The organism is Pseudoalteromonas sp. C12FD-1 (assembly GCF_037414265.1).
Classification (GTDB): domain Bacteria; phylum Pseudomonadota; class Gammaproteobacteria; order Enterobacterales; family Alteromonadaceae; genus Pseudoalteromonas.
This window is the reverse complement of record NZ_JBBEVD010000069.1, coordinates 74,997-93,986: the sequence shown is the minus strand read 5'-3', so window position 1 is coordinate 93,986 and position 18,990 is coordinate 74,997. Positions and strand designations below refer to the sequence as shown.

16 protein-coding genes are annotated in these 18,990 nt (G+C 40.9%); 5 read left to right on the top strand and 11 right to left on the bottom strand.

Annotation, left to right across the window (positions count from 1 at the left end):
* Positions 1-104 precede the first annotated feature (104 nt).
* The 3 genes from WDB87_RS10440 (at position 105) to fahA (ending at position 5,650) form a co-directional block, all read left to right on the top strand.
* Positions 105-2,852 carry a metallophosphoesterase gene (locus tag WDB87_RS10440; protein ID WP_337849844.1) on the top strand — a complete coding sequence of 916 codons (2,748 nt, stop codon included), beginning with the start codon at positions 105-107 and terminating at the stop codon, positions 2,850-2,852.
* Positions 2,853-3,159: 307 nt separating this feature from the next.
* The gene (gene hppD / locus WDB87_RS10435) at positions 3,160-4,206 is read left to right on the top strand and encodes a 4-hydroxyphenylpyruvate dioxygenase (RefSeq protein ID WP_337849843.1); all 1,047 of its coding nucleotides are present in this window, start codon (positions 3,160-3,162) and stop codon (positions 4,204-4,206) included.
* Positions 4,207-4,336: 130 nt separating this feature from the next.
* Positions 4,337-5,650 (top strand): fumarylacetoacetase, encoded by a 1,314-nt coding sequence (gene fahA / locus WDB87_RS10430; protein WP_286244928.1) that lies wholly within the window; start codon positions 4,337-4,339, stop codon positions 5,648-5,650.
* 78 nt (positions 5,651-5,728) lie between these two features.
* Here fahA and putP read toward each other — a convergent pair whose 3' ends face one another.
* Positions 5,729-7,207 (bottom strand): sodium/proline symporter PutP, encoded by a 1,479-nt coding sequence (gene putP / locus WDB87_RS10425; protein ID WP_286244929.1) that lies wholly within the window; start codon positions 7,205-7,207, stop codon positions 5,729-5,731.
* Between the two features lie 334 nt (positions 7,208-7,541).
* Between putP and WDB87_RS10420 the strand changes: the two genes are divergently transcribed.
* Positions 7,542-8,765, top strand: a complete 1,224-nt coding sequence (locus tag WDB87_RS10420; protein WP_337849842.1) for an EAL and HDOD domain-containing protein — start codon at positions 7,542-7,544, stop codon at positions 8,763-8,765.
* Between the two features lie 79 nt (positions 8,766-8,844).
* Here WDB87_RS10420 and WDB87_RS10415 read toward each other — a convergent pair whose 3' ends face one another.
* Genes WDB87_RS10415 through ccmA form a run of 10 tightly spaced genes read right to left on the bottom strand, consistent with a single transcriptional unit; the run spans position 8,845 to position 16,563 of the window.
* Complete coding sequence (locus WDB87_RS10415) at positions 8,845-9,576, bottom strand: MlaA family lipoprotein (protein ID WP_138540836.1); 732 nt, start codon at positions 9,574-9,576, stop codon at positions 8,845-8,847.
* 9 nt (positions 9,577-9,585) lie between these two features.
* On the bottom strand, positions 9,586-10,836 hold the full coding sequence (ccmI, locus tag WDB87_RS10410; protein ID WP_286244931.1) for a c-type cytochrome biogenesis protein CcmI: 1,251 nt from the start codon (positions 10,834-10,836) through the stop codon (positions 9,586-9,588).
* Positions 10,836-11,297, bottom strand: a complete 462-nt coding sequence (locus tag WDB87_RS10405; RefSeq protein WP_337849841.1) for a cytochrome c-type biogenesis protein — start codon at positions 11,295-11,297, stop codon at positions 10,836-10,838. Before WDB87_RS10405 ends, ccmI begins: the two co-directional genes overlap by 1 nt.
* On the bottom strand, positions 11,297-11,866 hold the full coding sequence (locus WDB87_RS10400) for a redoxin family protein (protein WP_286244933.1): 570 nt from the start codon (positions 11,864-11,866) through the stop codon (positions 11,297-11,299). Before WDB87_RS10400 ends, WDB87_RS10405 begins: the two co-directional genes overlap by 1 nt.
* Positions 11,863-13,833: a heme lyase CcmF/NrfE family subunit gene (locus WDB87_RS10395; protein ID WP_337849840.1), complete on the bottom strand. Its 1,971-nt coding sequence runs from the start codon at positions 13,831-13,833 to the stop codon at positions 11,863-11,865. The genes WDB87_RS10400 and WDB87_RS10395 overlap by 4 nt, the downstream gene beginning before the upstream one ends.
* Before the next feature lies 1 nt (position 13,834).
* The gene (gene ccmE, locus WDB87_RS10390; RefSeq protein ID WP_055015944.1) at positions 13,835-14,314 is read right to left on the bottom strand and encodes a cytochrome c maturation protein CcmE; all 480 of its coding nucleotides are present in this window, start codon (positions 14,312-14,314) and stop codon (positions 13,835-13,837) included.
* Positions 14,311-14,514: a heme exporter protein CcmD gene (gene ccmD / locus WDB87_RS10385; protein WP_004588323.1), complete on the bottom strand. Its 204-nt coding sequence runs from the start codon at positions 14,512-14,514 to the stop codon at positions 14,311-14,313. Before ccmD ends, ccmE begins: the two co-directional genes overlap by 4 nt.
* A gap of 3 nt (positions 14,515-14,517) precedes the next feature.
* Complete coding sequence (locus WDB87_RS10380) at positions 14,518-15,255, bottom strand: heme ABC transporter permease (protein WP_337849839.1); 738 nt, start codon at positions 15,253-15,255, stop codon at positions 14,518-14,520.
* Between the two features lies 1 nt (position 15,256).
* Positions 15,257-15,943: a heme exporter protein CcmB gene (ccmB, locus tag WDB87_RS10375; RefSeq protein WP_004588321.1), complete on the bottom strand. Its 687-nt coding sequence runs from the start codon at positions 15,941-15,943 to the stop codon at positions 15,257-15,259.
* Positions 15,943-16,563, bottom strand: a complete 621-nt coding sequence (ccmA, locus tag WDB87_RS10370) for a cytochrome c biogenesis heme-transporting ATPase CcmA (protein ID WP_286244936.1) — start codon at positions 16,561-16,563, stop codon at positions 15,943-15,945. The genes ccmB and ccmA overlap by 1 nt, the downstream gene beginning before the upstream one ends.
* A 113-nt stretch (positions 16,564-16,676) precedes the next feature.
* Here ccmA and fliK point away from each other — a divergent pair, with 113 nt between their 5' ends.
* Positions 16,677-18,989, top strand: coding sequence for a flagellar hook-length control protein FliK (gene fliK / locus WDB87_RS10365; RefSeq protein WP_337849838.1), 2,313 nt, complete (start codon positions 16,677-16,679; stop codon positions 18,987-18,989).
* Position 18,990: the final 1 nt, after the last annotated feature.

Below are 18,990 nucleotides of genomic sequence, written 5' to 3'. Positions count from 1 at the left end.
TAGCCAGCCGCTATGGGGGAAATTTTCTCAAATTTCTATATCACCTCACTGTAAACTGTTATTATCTGCTGATTAATTTTTAACTTGTCTCAGGGACGCAGTACATGCGCTTGTTAACTTTATATCGCACCCCATTTTTAATTTTTTGTATTTTTTTATTATCTGCCTGTGGTGGTTCAGACGATCAAGTTACAACTAACCCTAACGATCCTATTGAGCCAGAGCCAAGCGAGTTAACCGTATCTACAACGACCGGTTTAGATGTCAGCCTTGATGAAGGAAGCTTTTTACTGACTGTACCGGCCAATGCTGTATCTCAAAGCACTGAGCTTACCTACGAAAAAACAGTGCTAGATGATGCGAATGCACTGCTAAATATTATCTCAGATATACACCTACTGACTCCCAATACGCTTTCCTTTAGTAATCCAATTACAATTACCATAAAAATACCTGATGATTACCAATTAGGTGGCCAGCTATTTATTGCTAGACAATCTGGCGATAGCTGGGCAGTTATTGAAAACTCTTTTGTTGCAGATGGCTTTGTAAGTGCGCAAGTAACAACACTTGGAACCTTCGCTTTAATGATGCAGCGTAATGAGGCCTTTGCCGATATTGGCCCAACGTGTGATGCCACAGCCACAGAGCAATCAGTAAGGTTTATTCATGTTGCCGATTTACATGCACGATTTGGTTATGAGGAGCAGTATTTTAGCCGCATAAAGGCGTACTACAACCAAGCACTTGCACAAACGCCGCACACCCTGTTTACCAACGGGGGTGATGACTACGAAAAAGGCACGGTTGCTGAACAACTGTCACAAGGCAGTGCCACAGAAGAAGCCATTAAAGCCATGCAGTTTGATTTACGCGTAGTAGGAAATCACGACTATGCATGGGGCCCTGAAAAATTATTAAGTTATTCCCAAGATGAGAATGCCATCGTACTTGCTAGTAATACCCGCTATGAGGGTGAGCAGCTTCAAGACTTTGCAGCTGTAGGCTTTGCTAAAGTCCAAGTTGGTTGTGTTGCCTTGGGCGTATTTGGCATGACATCCGTACCATGGAACGAGCTAGACGAACCAATTGATGAGGAGCCTATTCCTGATTTTATCAAACAATTTAAAATGAGCTGGCAGTGGCAACAAATCGCACAAAGTATAGTAAGCCAATACCAAGACGAGGTTGACTATATGCTAATGCTAAGCCATTTAGGTGAAGGCCTAGATATTGATATGGCAACCGATGTAAGCGGTATTGACTTAGTGTTAGGTGGCCATACTCATGGCGGAGAAAGTTATAATACGCTCGAGAACGGCGCAGTGGTTATTCAACCAGACTTTTATGCCAAAGGGATCACTGATGTTACCCTTACCTTTAATCTGCAAGATAAAACATCGCCAACGATAGATTACAACACCATTGAAACTGACAGCATTAGCGAACGTGATGAACAAACCAAACTTGCGATTGATGAAATTATGGGGCGTTATGCGCCCGATGCAAACACAGAAATTGCTATTTCTGAAAATTACCCGAGTAGTTTAGAACTTACAGAAATAACGGCATTAGCTGCAGCCCATGCAAGTGATATAACGGCCGCTCTGCTCAACCCTGAATTAGTACAAACAAGATGGACACCCGGCACCTTAACACAAGAAGACTTTCATAAAGCCTACTATGTTGAGCGCCAGCCCTCTAACACTCCAGGCTTTAATTCGTTATATAGCGTAACGGTTACAGGTAGCGATTTAAACACCATGTTTGCCAGTCAGCCCGATTGGTTTTTACTCAAACCAGATGATATACAAGCTGCGAGCACTTACCAGGTTGCGTTGTTTAAAGGCGCAGCGCTTAATCCTGAGCTATTTTTTAGCGGAGTTACCTTTTCAAACGTAGAAGCCATTGACGAAGCATGGTGGTTACTCGATCAATATGCACGTTTTAGAACAAGCCAATGCTTATATCTAGATACCGATAATCAACTCTTTTCATGTAACGAGCAAAGCAATGTCACCGTGTGGAATTTTGACGATGCAAATAGCCCTTTAACGCCAGATTATGGTCCTTCAGTATTGAGCTATTTTGACCCAGAACAGACAAACTGGGGCCCTGAAGAAACGCAATATAATACAACTCAAGCACTTGGTATTTCAGATTTTTCTGATGGCAGCTCTGGTGTAATGGCGTTTTCACGCCACGCCCCTACTGAGGGGTTATTAATAACCTTAAATACACCTGCCAATGGTGATTATGCAAGTGAAGGCATGGTTTCTGATTACACCTTAGTAATGGATTTATATTGGCCTGAAGAAGGCAAAGATATTTATCGCGCTATCATGCAAGCAAACACACAAGATTACCTTACTGATGATGCCGATATGTTTATCGACCCAACGGGCGGTTATGGCAAATCAACCAGTGACAGTGGTTACTTTGGACAAACAGAGCCTGAAAACTGGCACCGAGTTGCATTTGTATTTTATACCGCCCCCAGTAATGGGGTATTTGAAGTGTACATAGACGGCGAGCTTGCTGGTGTGAAAGAAGACGGTGAAATAAATAACACCTGGGCATTAACGTCAGATGTTTTACTCTTTACAGACAACAACTTTGAAACAGTGCCTGGTTATTTAAACGCCCTTTTATATGCTGGGCGCGCCCTGACTCGAGACGAAATTAAAAGCATGGGCAGCGCACAATCAAAACTGACATTTACCCCTACAACACGGGTATTAAACCAAGCTATTGAGCGCCATTACCAAGCAGCACCAATGGTAAAACCTAACCTTTGGCTCGAGCAGCGCAACACGTTTTTTAACAACCGCACACAAAGTGTAAACAATTAAATACAAAAAACATTACGTAACTACATTTTAAAAGAGGTTTTATTTTTATAAAACCTCTTTTTTATTCATTTATATCAACACCTTAAACTTTAATAAACTAAAAGCATCTAGCTAATATATGCATATTTACTCTAAAGCGTAAGGTATAAACCTACTAAGTAAGTAAACGTCTTATTAAATTTACAGTTTGCTCAAATGCTAAATCTGCTCCCCCTCTTCCCCAAACTTAAAATCTAGTTGATTATCTAGCTCAACACGACAACAACACATAATCGCAGTAGCAATATTTATTGCAGGAGTAAAAAAAATGAGTGAAGCAAATAATCCACTAGGTTTAGTTGGTATTGAGTTTACTGAATACGCAACACCTGATGCAGACTACATGGATAAAGTGTTTACTGATTTTGGTTTTTCAAAATTAAAAAAATTTAAAGACAAAGATATTGTCTACTACAACCAAAACGACATTCACTTTTTACTAAATAACGAACGCGATGGTTTTTCTGCTGAATTTGCAAAAAGTCATGGTCCAGCAATTTGCTCCATGGGTTGGCGCGTAAACGATGCTCAGCATGCATTTGAAACAGCTGTAGCACGTGGTGCAAAACCCGCAACCGACTCAACCCATAAAGACTTACCTTACCCCGCAATTTACGGTATTGGCGATAGCCTGATTTACTTTATTGAGCAATTTGGTGATAAAGGGTCTATTTATGAGTCTGACTTTGAAGATTTATCATCACCTAATGTAGTTGAAGATAAAGGCTTTATACGTATAGATCACTTAACTAATAACGTTTATAAAGGCACTATGGAAACATGGGCAAACTTTTACAAAGACGTGTTTGGTTTTACAGAAGTACGCTATTTCGATATTAAAGGTCAAAAAACAGCGTTGCTATCGTATGCATTAAAATCACCCTGTGGCACCTTCTCAATTCCTATTAATGAAGGTAAAGGCAATAACAATAACCAAATCGACGAGTATTTAGGCGAATATAATGGCCCTGGTGTACAACATCTCGCGTTTTTAACTGACGATTTAGTAAGCTCGCTTGATAAGCTTGATAAATCGACCATTGCTACTTTAGACATTATTCCTGAGTACTACGACACTATTTTTGACCGTGTGCCTTGGGTTGCAGAAGACAAAGAAAAAATTCGCGAACATCAAATATTAGTCGATAGCCAAAGTGAAAATTGTTACTTATTACAAATATTTTCTAAGAATTTATTTGGGCCAATTTTCATTGAAATGATCCAACGTGTTGACGATGGTGGTTTTGGTGAAGGTAATTTCCAAGCATTGTTTGAGTCAATTGAGCGAGACCAAGAGCGCCGCGGCGTTTTATAACTTTTTTGAGTAAATTAAAAGCAGCGATTTTCGCTGCTTTTTGTCGTTTTAATATTTAAAAAGTAGGGTGCAAGATACAAGTATGCTTAAATAAATGCATGCACCTCACATCAAACCTAAAGGATAAGTAATGAGCCAAATTAACGAAACCCACGACATTAAATTAACCAGCTGGGTAGAGTCGGCCAATATTAAAGGCTGTGACTTCCCGATTCAAAATTTACCTTTTGCAGAATTTCGTACTAAAAACACAAATGAAGAATTTAGAGGCGGGGTTGCTATTGGCGATCTGGTTATTGATTTAGCAAAATTGAGCCGCTTAAACATTTTTACCGGTGATGCTAAAACAGCGCTTGATGCAGCAAGCGAATCAACATTAAATACATTTATGGGTTTAGGTGGGCAATACTGGTCAGCACTGCGTTTAGCGCTTTCAAAAGCATTGCGTGAAGGCGCACAGCAACAAAGTGAAATACAAAGTACGCTAATAGCTCAAGCTGATATAGAGTTTTCACTGCCGTGTCGTATTGGTGATTACACCGACTTTTATACCTCAATTTACCATGCAACAGCCGTTGGTAGCTTGTTTAGACCAGACAACCCGCTATTACCAAACTATAAATGGGTGCCGATTGGCTATCATGGTCGCTCATCATCTATTGATGTATCGGGGCAAACGTTTCATCGCCCTAAAGGGCAAACTAAAGCACCCGATGCAGATACCCCATCATTTGGCCCATGTAAACGCCTAGATTACGAGTTAGAGCTTGGTATTTACTTAGGTAAAGGCAATGCGCTGGGTGATGCTATCGCCATTGAAAACGCTGAAAACCATGTATTTGGCTTTTGTGTATTTAACGATTGGTCAGCACGAGATTTACAAGCATGGGAATACCAACCATTAGGCCCGTTTTTAGCTAAAAACTTTGCATCTACTGTATCGCCTTGGATTGTCACCACTGAAGCACTTGCACCTTTTAGAGCGGCTTGGACACGTGATGAAAACGACCCGCAACCAATGCCGTACTTAGAATCTGCTGCTAATCGCGAGCAAGGTGCTTTTGATATTCAAATGGATGTTAAAATTCAGACTCAAAAAATGCGTGATGAAAACCACCAACCTACGCAGGTCTCTGCCTCAAGCTTCAAACATTCATATTGGACTGTGGCGCAAATGGTGGCTCATCACACTGTTAATGGCTGTAACTTTATGCCAGGTGATATGCTCGGCTCTGGCACTCAGTCAGGCCCTACACATGAAGAAGCCGGCTCTTTATTAGAGCTTTCTCGTGGTGGTAAAGAAAAAATAACCCTGAGTAATGGAGAGCAACGCAGCTTTTTAGAAGATGGCGATAATGTAATTATGCGTGGCTGGTGTGAAAAAGAAGGCTATGCCCGTATCGGCTTTGGTAGTGTAGAAAGCACAGTGCTTCCTGCTAAATAACCCATTTATTTAAGGCAAATAAAAAGCCAGCTAGTTAATTAACTAGCTGGCTTTTTTTATACTTAACGTGCTGAGTGATTAAAGTTCTTTTTCAACTTCATCAAATAGCGCAGTAATATTTTGTGCAGGCTCTTTTGTCGCTAAGCTTACAACGACAATGGCAATACTTGCTAAAATAAAGCCTGGTACAATTTCGTACATGTAACTGCTTAAGCTTTGCCCATCAATCATAAACGGTGAGTAAATCCAAAACAGAACCGTGCCAGCACCCACAACCATACCTGCTAGTGCGCCTTCAAAGTTCATGCGTTTCCAGTACAGGCTAAATAGAACCAGTGGGCCAAATGCCGCACCAAAACCAGCCCATGCATTACTTACTAAGCTTAATATTGAACTGTCTCTATCGTACGCTAAGTAAATAGCACACAAGGCCACTGCTGCTACGCTAATACGCCCTACAGTGACAAGCTCTGTGTCGCTTGCTTCTTTGCGTAAAAACGTTTTGTAAAAATCTTCAGTTAACGAACTTGAGCTAACAAGTAATTGCGAAGAAATTGTACTCATGATAGCCGCCAAAATAGCCGCCAATAAAAAGCCAGCTATTAATGGATGGAACAACAGCTCAGAAAGAATTAAGAAAATAGTTTCTGGGTCTTCAACAACAATGTTGTTTTCATACGTATACGCGGCACCAAATAAACCTGTGCCCACAGCACCTATTGCAGCTACTATCATCCATGTCATACCGATACGGCGAGCTGTTGGCATATCACTTACGCTACGCACCGACATAAAACGTACAATAATATGAGGTTGACCAAAATAACCCAAGCCCCACGCCATTGCCGAAATAATCCCTAATGCAGAGCCTGCGCCTATCCAATTAAGCATATCTGGGTTAACGCTATGAAGCGTTGACTCTAGTGGCTGCTCTAATAAAGAGTAAGCAACTGTCGGTACAAGTATTAAGGCAATAAACATAATACAGCCTTGCACAAAGTCAGTTAGGCTAACAGCTAAAAAGCCACCAAATAAAGTATATAAAACAACAACACCGGTTGTGATATATAAACCCATTTCGTAACTTAAGCCAAACGAGCTTTCAAACAATTTACCGCCAGCGACAACGCCTGACGAAGTATAAAGTGTAAAGAACACAATAATTACTACCGCGGAAACTACACGTAAAAGGTTTGATTTATCATTAAAACGATTAGAGAAGTAGTCTGGAATTGTGATTGAATCGTTTGCTTTTTCTGTATAAACACGCAAACGCGGCGCGACTAATAAGTAGTTTAACCACGCACCAATAACCAAGCCTATTGCTATCCATGTACTGCTAAAGCCTGTAACAAACATAGCGCCGGGTAAACCCATTAAAATCCAACCACTCATATCCGACGCGCCAGCAGATAATGCTGCAACACTTGGAGATAAACTACGCCCGCCTAGCATATAACCCGATACATCACTTGTAGACTGTTTGTACGCATAAAGCCCAATGCCTAGCATGACTATAAAATACAATGCCAGTGAAATAATCATTCCTGTTTCCAAATTCGCCTCCACAAAGTTGTATAAAACAGGCTTTTAATCCGAATAATGACTCTTAAAATATTATAATAAAGTCACTATTGGGGTAAAAACCATCCGTCTTGACTATATCATGCTTAAAGGTGATAACTCCAACTTGTTACAGTGAAGTGAATAAAAAACAGTCACACTGACTATTTAGCCCTCAAACACTCGGCATATGGTAAATTTATTTACATAGATAGCTAATATTTAATAACAATTCATTAAATCAATAATAATTACCTAATGCTATTTTAAGCGTTTTACCATATATTATAGCCATTACGACTATTTATTATTTTGTACGGAACTATTTATGTATTTTTATGCTGCACGCCAACCTATTTTAGACCGCGAAAAGGAGCTTGTTGGATACGAGTTATTATTTCGTGATGGCGTTGATAATGTATTTCCAGACATAGACGGTGACGAAGCAACAACTAAATTAATTGAAGGGAGTCAGTTTAACTTTGGTTTAGAAGATTTAACTGGCAACAAACCCGCCTATATTAACTTTACCCTCGAAACCTTACTAAAAGGTTACCCTACTATGTTAGGTAAAGAGACGGTAGTGGTTGAGATCCTTGAAACAGTGCAACCAGGTAAGCGCTTGCTGGCTATTGTTAAAGATTTAAAAGAAAAGGGCTACACGCTAGCACTTGATGACTACATACACCAACCGGTATGGCGCCATTTTTATCCGTTTATTGATATTTTAAAAATAGACTTTTTAACCACGGATGAAAGTGCAATAAAAACCATAATTAACGATATTAAAGCCTACCCACACATTAAGCTTTTAGCTGAAAAAGTAGAGACTTACGAGGCTTATAACTTAGCGCTTGAGCTTGGGTTTGAGTATTTTCAGGGGTTCTTTTTTTCAAAGCCAGAAATGGTACAAAGTAAAGCACTGCCGCCATCTGAAATGGCATTAGCTGAGCTGCTTTACGAAACCTCATCTGTTGAAATGGATCTTAAAAAGATCACTGATGTGTTTGAACGCGACGTAAACTTATCCTACAAATTATTGCGTTATTCAAACTCAGCTGCGTTTGCACGCAGGGCAGAAATAAACACAATCAAACAAGCATTAATAGTGCTAGGCGCCAACGAAATTAAAAAGCTACTATCTTTGTTATTTGCAGCGCAAGTTTCTGCTGATAAACCAGTAGAGCTTATTAGATTATCGCTAACTCGTGCACGGTTTGGCGAACTCCTCGCTATTTCACACGGCCAGTTTAAAGATACCGGTATGGCTTTTTTAACGGGCATGATGTCGCTTATGGACGCCATTTTAGATGAAAGTATGGAAAGCGTTATGCAAAAACTTCCGCTTTCTACAGAGATAAAAGCTGCACTATTAAATGACGAAGGCTTACTCGCTAAATACCTAAACTTAGTTAAATATTATGAGCACGCAGAGTGGGAAGCTGCAAATAACATCGCAAAAGAATTAAATCTAGGAGGAGAGGTGGCCGATGCTTACCACGAATCTTTAGCCTGGGTAAATGAGCAGATGCAACTGATGGTTAAAGAATAATAAACATTAAGAGCCGTTTATTAAAGCTCAAAATGCTCATAAAAATGCCAGCAATTGCTGGCATTTTTATGGCTGTTATTTATAAGCTTTCTAAGAAGTCTTCATCAAAGTCTTCAGGTTCTTCTTTAATTGGTGGGTTGCCGTCATATAGCTCATAAAGCTGGCGCTGGAAGTATATATCTTTAACAAACAAATACGGGTCAAGAGAGTCATTAAGTAGGCCTTCTTGTGGGATAAGTGCCGCACGAGCTTCAACCGCTTTTAGCGCAAACACTAAAATAGTTTGCGGTGTAGTCAGTGCGATTTCTGGTAACACAAAGTTATCAACTACGTCGCCAGTTAAATTACGTGCTGTAGTTGGTCCCATCGCCGGCAACATAATATATGCGCCGTCGCCAACACCCCACACGCCCAATGTTTGCCCAAAGTCTTCATCTACCAGCTCAAGTCCGAGTGAACTTGCAACATCAAAAATACCAAACACCCCTACCGTAGAGTTAACTAAAAAGCGCGCTAAGCTTACGCCTGCGTTGCCTGCTTTACCTTGCAGCCCTGCATTTATCATATCAACAGGCGCACTAATATTATCGGTAAAGTTAACAATACCATTGCGTACAGGTACAGGGGTCACTTCTACATACCCTACAGCCACAGGGCGTAAAATATAGGCATCGAGAATATCCATATTAAAGTCGTACAATGGACGGTTAATGCTTTGCAGCGGGTCGCGCTCATCAACTTTGTTTTCTGGTACTTGTGCACATCCGGCTAGCACCAATAAACATAAAAAAGTAAAACTATGCTTTAACATCTAATGTCCTTAAGGTATTAATGTATTAATTTGAAGTTGGTAGTCACTTACGTTTTCACGTTGTAGTGCCTCAGAGTGACCCTCTAACTCACCACTACTTGGCATAACTGACTCATCAATTGAGATCCGCGCTGTGATCACAATATCTTTTGCACTTGATAAGTTTAACCCATCAACCATTGCATTAGCATCAGTTAGTTGCACTGTTAGCGGAAAGCGGTACTCAGTTAGTTTAACAACCGCTAATGGCATAGGAGAGCCTTGAGCAGCCTTTGCAAAAATAAATAAAGTTCCCTGCTGTGGCTGCTTATCGAAAAGCTCATCTGCTAAGCTCACAGTAACACTAATAGCGCTGTTAGCAGAGACAGGCATTACAGAGCCCTCATTTTGCATTTGTTGTTCAATATCTGAAATACGCTGCGCTATCATTGAGTAACGCGTATCACTTTTATCCATGCTGGCCAGTAATACTTCAAACGCCGCTTTAGCTTGCGGCCAGTCCTTGCGCTCATAAGCAATAAGCGCTAATAACGAAATAGCATCCAGGTTTGTCGGTTCAACCTTCAGTACTTTCGATAGCATACCCGCTGCACGTGTCATGTTCTCTTCACTGCCTTCAAGCAGTAAAACTTGGCTGTAGCTAATGAGTACTTGCATGTTGTCTGGGTTCATTCGCAGGGCTTTATCAAACGATTGCTGTGCCATATCAAATTCGTTTAACGACATAGCTACACGTCCAAGCAACATCCACGCAACTTCGTCATCCCCTGATTCACTAAGCTTAGTACGCAGCGCTAAAGCAAACGCTTGTAACTCGTTTTGGGTTAGTGGCTCACCTTTTTGCATTACTGCACGCTCGCCATAATCGGCAAGGTTATCCATTGCATCATACCATGCTGCTATTTGTTGTTGGCTCCCTGTAAAGGTGTAAAAAACGCCGGTGAGGGCTAATAAAAATGCCGCGCCTGTTAAAGCAAAAATACGGTTATTACCTTTGCTATTAAGCGATTTTTCCGGTGATAGCTCGTTCAATAAACGACGTTTTAACTCAATAACCGATTCACTATGACTTTGTGCATCAATACGTTGATTGTCTAAGTCGTTTTGCAGCTCAACTAAACGCTGCTCGTAAATGCTGATCAATTCTGCATTAGCATTGTGAGTAATGGTTTGCACGCGCTCTTTTTTTAAAAAAGGCAGCATAATAAAAGCCAGTGCAATTAGTGTGAGTAAAGCAAAACACGCCCACATTAAAATCATTAATTTTGCTCCTGACGTTTATTTTCTGCAATTAACTTAGCAAGTTTTGCTTCATCATCGCTGTTCCACGTTTGCTTAACCGATGCCTTACGCTGGCGAATAACAATAAAACCAAAACCCAAAATAACAATAAGTACAGGTAAAACCCAAAGTACTAATGTGGCCGGTGTCACAGGCGGATCGTAATGAACAAAATAACCGTATCTGTCGATCATGTAATCGATAACTTCGTCTTTTGTTTTACCTTCTTTTACCAGCGCTAGTACCTTATCGCGTAAATCTTTTGCAACAATGGCATCTGAGTCTGCAATATTTTGGTTTTGACATTTAGGGCACCTAAGCTCTTTGGTTAACTCTTCAAAGCGCACTGCTTGTTGGTTATTATCAAACTGGTAGAGATCTTGCTCGGCGTACACTGCCATACTTATAAAAAAACTAAGAGTTAATAAAAATAGCCTCATTAATTTAGCTCCTGCATAACAGGGGCAAATTTAGCACGCCATACACGCGGGTTTAAATCTCCCGTATGGTGTAATAAAATTTTACCCGTTTTATCCACTAAAAAAGTCTCTGGTGCACCCGACACGCCTAAATCAAGAGAAAGCGTACGATGCAAATCAAGTATATTAAACTGATATGGGTCCCCTGCACGGCCAAGCATATCTGTTACATCTGTGCGCAGCGCTTGCATATCAAACGGGCCATCAAAATCAGCGTCATAACCTTGTACATAGTACAAACCAATAATTTTTACGCCTTGCTCTCGAAGTTTAGTTAAATAACCAAGCTCTACCAAACATGTAGGGCACCAAGTCCCCCATACATTAAGTAAATAAACTTCGCCTTTTAGGCTTTCATCTGTCCAGCGCTTATCATCTTGCATTAAATCAGGCAGATTAAAGGCAGGCATAGTTTGGCCTAGCCGCCCCGTTTGTATCTCCCGAGGGTTGGCAAATAACCCTTGGTATAAAAATACGCATACAAAAGCAAACACTAAAAGTGGTGCAATAGCTAAAAGTTTACGGTTCATAAAACACTCTCCGATTCAGCCTTACGCATTGTTTTAGCTGATGTACGATAACGTTTATCAAATAAAATCATAAACCCTGCTAATGACATAAGTACGCCACCAATCCAAATCCAGCGGACATACGGTTTATGATAAATTCGAAGTGACCACGCATCACCACTTAACTTCTCCCCTAACGCTAAATATAAATCACGTTTAAAACCGGCATCTATTGCAGCCTCGGTCATAAATTGCATTCCGATGTCATATTTGCGTTTTTCAGCGTGTAACCGAGTTACTAGCTCATTATTTTTTAGAACTGATACAACGCCTGCATGGCCACTGTAATTTGGCCCTCTAATAGTCTTAACGCCATCAAAGCGATATTCATATTCGTTAAGCTGAGCTATGTCACCTGGCTTCATAGATACATCGCGCTCAACCGAATAAGCAGACGTAAGTGATACACCTGCAATAATAAATGCAATACCAATATGCCCAAGCACCATAGCCCAATAACTTACAGTAAGGCGTTTTAAACCTTCTGTTAAGGTGCCATGCACAGATGATTTAGTATAAATATCAATCGCTGTTGATACAGCAACCCAAACTGCAAGTGTTGTCGCTAGTAGCGTAAGTGGCTTTACGAGATCGTAACTTGAGAATAACCAAGCGCAGGTTATGACTACACTTGCTAATACACCCATTAAAATTTTGTTTTGTAAAAAAGCCCATTTATTTTGCTTCCAGCGTAAAAGTGGCCCTATTCCCATTAAAATAGCAAAAGGCACTAATAAAATGGCAAACATTTTATTAAAAAACGGTTCACCAATAGAAATACTGCCTAAGCCCATTTCTTTATGTACCATGGGTAATAACGTGCCTAACATAACAATTAATGTAGCAACTACTAAAAATATGTTATTAAGCCATAACGCCACTTCGCGAGATACAAATTTGTATCGACCTTCGCTGTATACCTGCGATACACGCAGTGCATACAAGGCTAAACCTCCACCTACAACAACACCTAAAAAGGCGAGAATAAATAATCCCCTATCTGGATCGGTAGCAAACGCATGCACCGATACAATAATACCCGAGCGAACAATAAAGGTGCCTAACAAGCTTAATGAAAAACCAGCTATTGCTAATAATACCGTCCACGATTTAAAAATACCGCGTTTTTCGGTTACGCTTAATGAATGCAGTAATGCGGTGGCGACAAGCCAAGGCATTAGTGCTGCATTTTCTACCGGGTCCCAAAACCACCAGCCGCCCCAGCCAAGTTCTGAATAAGCCCACCAACTGCCAATAGTAAGACCTAGGCCTAAGAAACCCCAAGCGGTCATTGTCCACGGGCGTGACCATTTAGCCCATGTGTTATCAAGCTTACCTGTTAAAAGTGCTGCAATAGCAAAAGAAAAAGCAACCGACAGCCCAACATAACCCATGTACAGTAGTGGCGGGTGAATGATCATACCAGGATCTTGTAGTAGCGGATTTAAATCGCGCCCTTCAACAGGAAAATAAGGTAGTAAACGCTCAAAAGGGCTTGAAAGTAATAAGGTGTACATCATGAAACCCACACCTAAAAAGCCAAGTACTCCCAACACACGTGCACGTAGTACCCACGGCAGCGATTTAGAGCGCACAGCTACCGCTGCAGTCCAACCAGCTTGCATCACTAGCCACAATAAAATAGCGCCTTCGTGTCCACCCCATGTAGAGGTGATTTTATAATACCAAGGCAGCGTACTACTTGAATGATACGCCACATAAGACACCGTAAAGTCATCTGTTAAGCTGGCATAGATAAGCGCAGCAAACGAGAGAAGTACAAAAGCAAACTGTCCAACGGCTAAAGACGGGGCCGCACGCATTAAACGAAGATTACCGGTATGCGCGCCCCACAGCGGAAAAATACACAGTAAAACGCTTAGCACCATGGCAAGCGTTAAAGAAAAATAACCAAGTTCTGGGATCATATTAGCTACCGCTATCTAGGTTGTATTTAGGTTTTTCGTGTTTAATTCCTTTTACGGCCTCTGCAACTTCTGCTGGCATGTATTCTTCATCATGCTTGGCCAGTACTTCAAACGCTTCAATTACGTTTGGCTCTACAAGTACACCTTGCGCTACAATACCTTGCCCTTCGCGAAATAAGTCAGGCAAAATGCCTTGGTATTTAATTGTTACCAATGGCCCTGTATCAATCAGCTTAAAGCTGACTTGCAAACTTTGCTCATTACGAATAACAGAGCCCGGCACAACCATGCCGCCAATACGCAGCTTTTGCCCTATTTGCGGTTTTTCTTTATCAGGGCCCTTACCTTCGATTAATTCGCTTGGTGTATAAAACAAGTTTATGTTTTCTTGAAGTGCATAAAGTACTAAGCCTATAGAAGCACCAATGCCAAACAACACTGCAATAATTACCAATAGGCGTTTTTTACGTCTTGGGTTCATGAGATTTGTTCCTGCTTCGCTTTTTTAATTCGCGCTTCGCGCGCAACTTGCTGCTCTACTGAGGCCATAATACGTTTTGTATCACGTAAAGAGCTAAATAAAATGCCCAACAAAATTAAGGCGCATGTACCAAAAGACAGCCACACGTAAAACCCGTAGCCCCCCATTGCAATAAAATCAGAAAAAGAGTCAAACTGCATAATTTACCCCTTACTTAGCATCGCTCGAACCCATGGCCGATGCTTTTCACGTTGTAATATTTCATTTTTTAAACGAATTAACGTTACAGTGCCAACAAAAGTACCAAACGCTAAAATATTCACCATTAGTGGCCAAAACATACTAGGGTCAATAGCTTTAGTATCAAATTTTGTGATTGTTGCGCCTTGGTGCAAAGTATTCCACCACTCTACCGAGTAATGAATAATAGGTAGGTTAATAACCCCAACAATGGCCAAAATAGACGCCGCTCGCCCTGCTGCTTTTTTATCTTCAAATGCATGATAAAGCGAAAGTACACCTAAGTATAAAAATAATAAAATAAGCTCAGAGGTTAAGCGTGCATCCCACACCCACCAAGCTCCCCACATAGGTTTGCCCCATGCAGCGCCGGTAATTAAGGCAATAGCTGTTACGCATGCTCCCACCGGGGCAATAGCAATTACAGCAAGTTCAGCGTTACGTAATTGCCACACTAAAGCGACAATAGCTGCTATAGCCATGGAAGAATACGCCCCCATAGACAAAATAGCCGACGGTACATGAATGAAAATAATACGGTAACTGTCTTTTTGTTGGTAATCAGCTGGCGCAAAACCTAAGCCCCAAATCCAACCAACAAGCATACTTATAACCGTAACAACGGCAAAATAAGGCAGTAACGTATTACATAACTGGTATGCGCGCTCTGCTTTTGCGTAGGGATGTAACCACTTCCACATATTAACTTACACTCACTTTTAATGCTGATGATATGGCGATGGGTGCACACATAATAGCAACTACTAACATGGCCCCAAGAATGGCAAGCTGCCCGCTATAGTCCAGCGACATAGTACTGGTATCAATGGCTGACGTTGCAAAAATTAAAACAGGAATATACAAAGGCAACACTAATAGGCTCATTAAAATACCGCCTTTTTGTAATCCCACAGTAAGGCCAGCCCCAATTGCACCAATAAAGCTTAATAATGGCGTGCCTAATAATAATGTTAATACGGTGGCTAACAGCGCTGAGCTCTCTAAATTAAGCAATAAAGCAAATAACGGTGTCATTAATACTAATGGTAAACCGGTAACAACCCAATGCGCCGCGACTTTAGCCAGTACAGTGAGTGATAGCGGGTACGATGAAGCAATAAGCTGCTCCAATGAACCATCGTTATAGTCGTCTCTGAATAATTTATCGAGTCCAAGCATGGTAGATAGCAAAGCGGCTACCCAAATAATACCTGGCGCCATTCTGTTTAACAGACCGGGCTCTGGGCCAATTGCTAACGGAAATAAAGAAATAACAATGAGAAAAAACAAGATAGGGTTGATAATTTCAGCACGCTGGCGAAACGCAAGCTTTACATCTTTACTAAATACCGCACTAAACAGCAGCCAATATGAATGTTGACGAGTCATCAGTAACGATACTCCAAGGTCACCGTTTGTAGGTTTTCAAACTGTGTTGATAGATCTTGATGGGTTGTTAGTAAAATAGCGCCACCACTTTTCAAATGCTCAGAAAAACGTTGTTGTAAAAATGCAACGCCATTTTTATCAAGTGCAGTAAAGGGTTCATCAAGCACCCATAGTTTTGCATCGCTTAACCATAAGCGTACTAAAGCCACACGACGCTGCTGCCCTGCCGAGAGCATTCTAACTGGCACATCTTCAAGACCCACTAAGCCAAGTTTGGCTAAAATTGGATATAAGTCGGGCTCATTTGTATAGCCATTAATGCGTAACCAATGGCGTACGTTTTCCAGTGCGCTGAGCTGTACATTGACACCGGTTTTATGGCCTATAAATAGTAAGTCTCTGGCGTACTCTTCATAATGTTTGGTAATAGCTTGCTGGTTATAAAAAATAGCGCCTTCATCAGGCACACTAAAGCCTGCGACAATACGCAATAATGATGTTTTACCAGCCCCGTTAGGACCCGCTAATTGCATGATTTGACCGCTATTTAGGCTAAAATTAAGATCCGCAAACAAACAACGTTCTTGCTTGATGCAGGTGACGGACTTAATGTGTAACAAGATGACGTTTCTCTATGCCAAAAATTAGGCGTTAGTCTACCATAATGATAGGGTAATACGAATATTGCTTTAAAATCGATTCACGAAAATTAGCGAAAACTTGATTTAAAATAATGAATAATCCAACGCAAATCACATTATCTAATTCATTGGTTAATAACCAAAGCGCCCCGAGCACTTCGGACGAATTAGTACAATTACCCGAGCAGGTACTTGCGGCTAAAAATATTCAGTTTTCAAAAGGCTCAATTACACTCGATGTTTTGATTGATAAACACTGGCAAACACTACGCTTAGGCATAACCCATGCCCCTCAAAACACAGATAAAATAGCAAGTGCTAACATACAGCTCAGCTCTGATGGAAAGCAGCTAAGTATAACTCCCAACAATACCAATATTACACTTAGCAGCGCATCACAACTGCAGCGTTTTTTGAATTATGTTAGTACCGGTAGTGAAATACAAAGTAAACCCTTGCCAGTCAATGTACAGCTCTCGCCGTCACCGCAGCTTGTTATTCCGAATCTTAATGCCAATATTGCAATCAATAAACAAACCGCACAGCTGTTAAATACCGAGCAGCCATTACAGGTACTTATTAATACAACCAATAAAGGCGCACAAATAAATGTTATTAACCGCTTTGCTGACACCGTTCATACTCAAACTCTCAGCCAACATAAAATTTCGCAGTTATTAACTAATTTACTGCCAAGCGCGCAGCTACAGGCAACGCCAAAATTAGCTATTATTTCGCACCCTAATCATAGCGGCTCGTTTACAACTCCGATAACCAATAAACAGCTTAGTGAATTGCCCAGTAAACCCATGGCAGTAAATATTATTCATCAAGCAGATAAGCTGCTCATTAAAACTAACTTACCTAAAATGCAGGTCGCACTTAACAACTCTTTTAGTAAACCCTTTACCGACTTAGTTTTATCACAGCAGCAAAGTGTAGTTAGCACCCCCGCTGATAAAACAAGTCCGCAGTTAAGTGCACAAAGCCCTATAAAGTCATGGTTACAAAGCAGCTTTAGTGATTTAAAAACGCGAATTAACGATGCCGTCAAATACTTTGAAAACAAACCTTTTACGAGTAAAACGCCACCTTTGCAAGTTCAACAAGCTAAGCTTGATGTAAATAAAGCATCTACACAAATAAACACGTTAACAAACCCTAATTTAAGCAAGCTAAATATAACCGCAGAAGTTGCTAATAATTCTTTTACTCCTAACAGCCCTTTAGCTAAACACTTTGCGCAGCTTCCTCCTTTAGTACAAATAACCCAGCAATTAAAGGCGAGTGTGTCGTTATGGCAATCAGTAAACAACATGGTTCAGCCGCAAGCAGTGAGCGCCCAACCAACAAATGCAAGTACCCAAGGCAACTCTTCTGCGCCGCTGAGTTTAAAAGTACTAAATACCACAACTTCACAGGTAAATACTCCCAATCAACCTAGTTTGTCTCACTCGCTTTTTAAAACCGCAGCAAGTCAACAATTACAACCTGTAGAGGCCAAATTATTAACCTCGCTTTTAAACTTGCCAACAGAGAGTGAACACCCAAATAGCGCTTCCAACCCTAAAACATTGTTGAGTAGCCAAATTACTGACATAGCAAGTAAAGCGACACAAAACACACCTGATCTAACGCGTCTAGTAAATCAAGCTTTTAATAGAATGGTCTCTAGTACTAATGTGCACCCAGCCACCATACAGCGAGAGCTTTTAAGTACCTTACAACCGCTTACTACGCCAAACGACACACTACAAAGTAGCTTTACAAAAGGGCTTGAGCAACTTGCGGTTACTATTTTAGCGGCGCCAATAATAAGCCAACCTAGTACTTCGCTAACGTTTAATAACCACACAGGCGTAGATGCCCTACTTAACGTGCTTTTACCTACTTTTAAAGTAGGTAATGGCGCAGATAAACTATTAGAGCAACTTCAACAAACACAAATACAAGAGCTTGCCCCAGAGCTGCTGCAAGTTAAAAATACCCTTAGCCAAGTACAAGTAACTACGCCAAACCAACAAAGCGACACAAACCCGCTAGCACAGTTTTTATTTCCGATGAAACTTCCGCCTGAAGCGGGACAAACAGAAATAACCTTAGGGCAATATAAAAAAGCCAGTGTAGATAAAGCCGAAAAAAACGTGTGGTTTGTTAGGTTAAATTTTGATTATGCACAGCAAGGACAATTACAAATAGTGGCAGAGCTTATGGACAAAGCACTCGATTGCCAGCTGCTTGCCTCTAGCCAAGAAGTAAGCGCAATGGCACACCCTCACTTAGACAGCCTTAGGGCTAAATTGGCTCAGCATGGCTTGCAAGTAGGCGAGCTAAACTTAAAACGTGGAGATGCTAGTCATCAAGCGTTTTATCAATCGCATGCCATTATAAATATTAAGGTTTAAC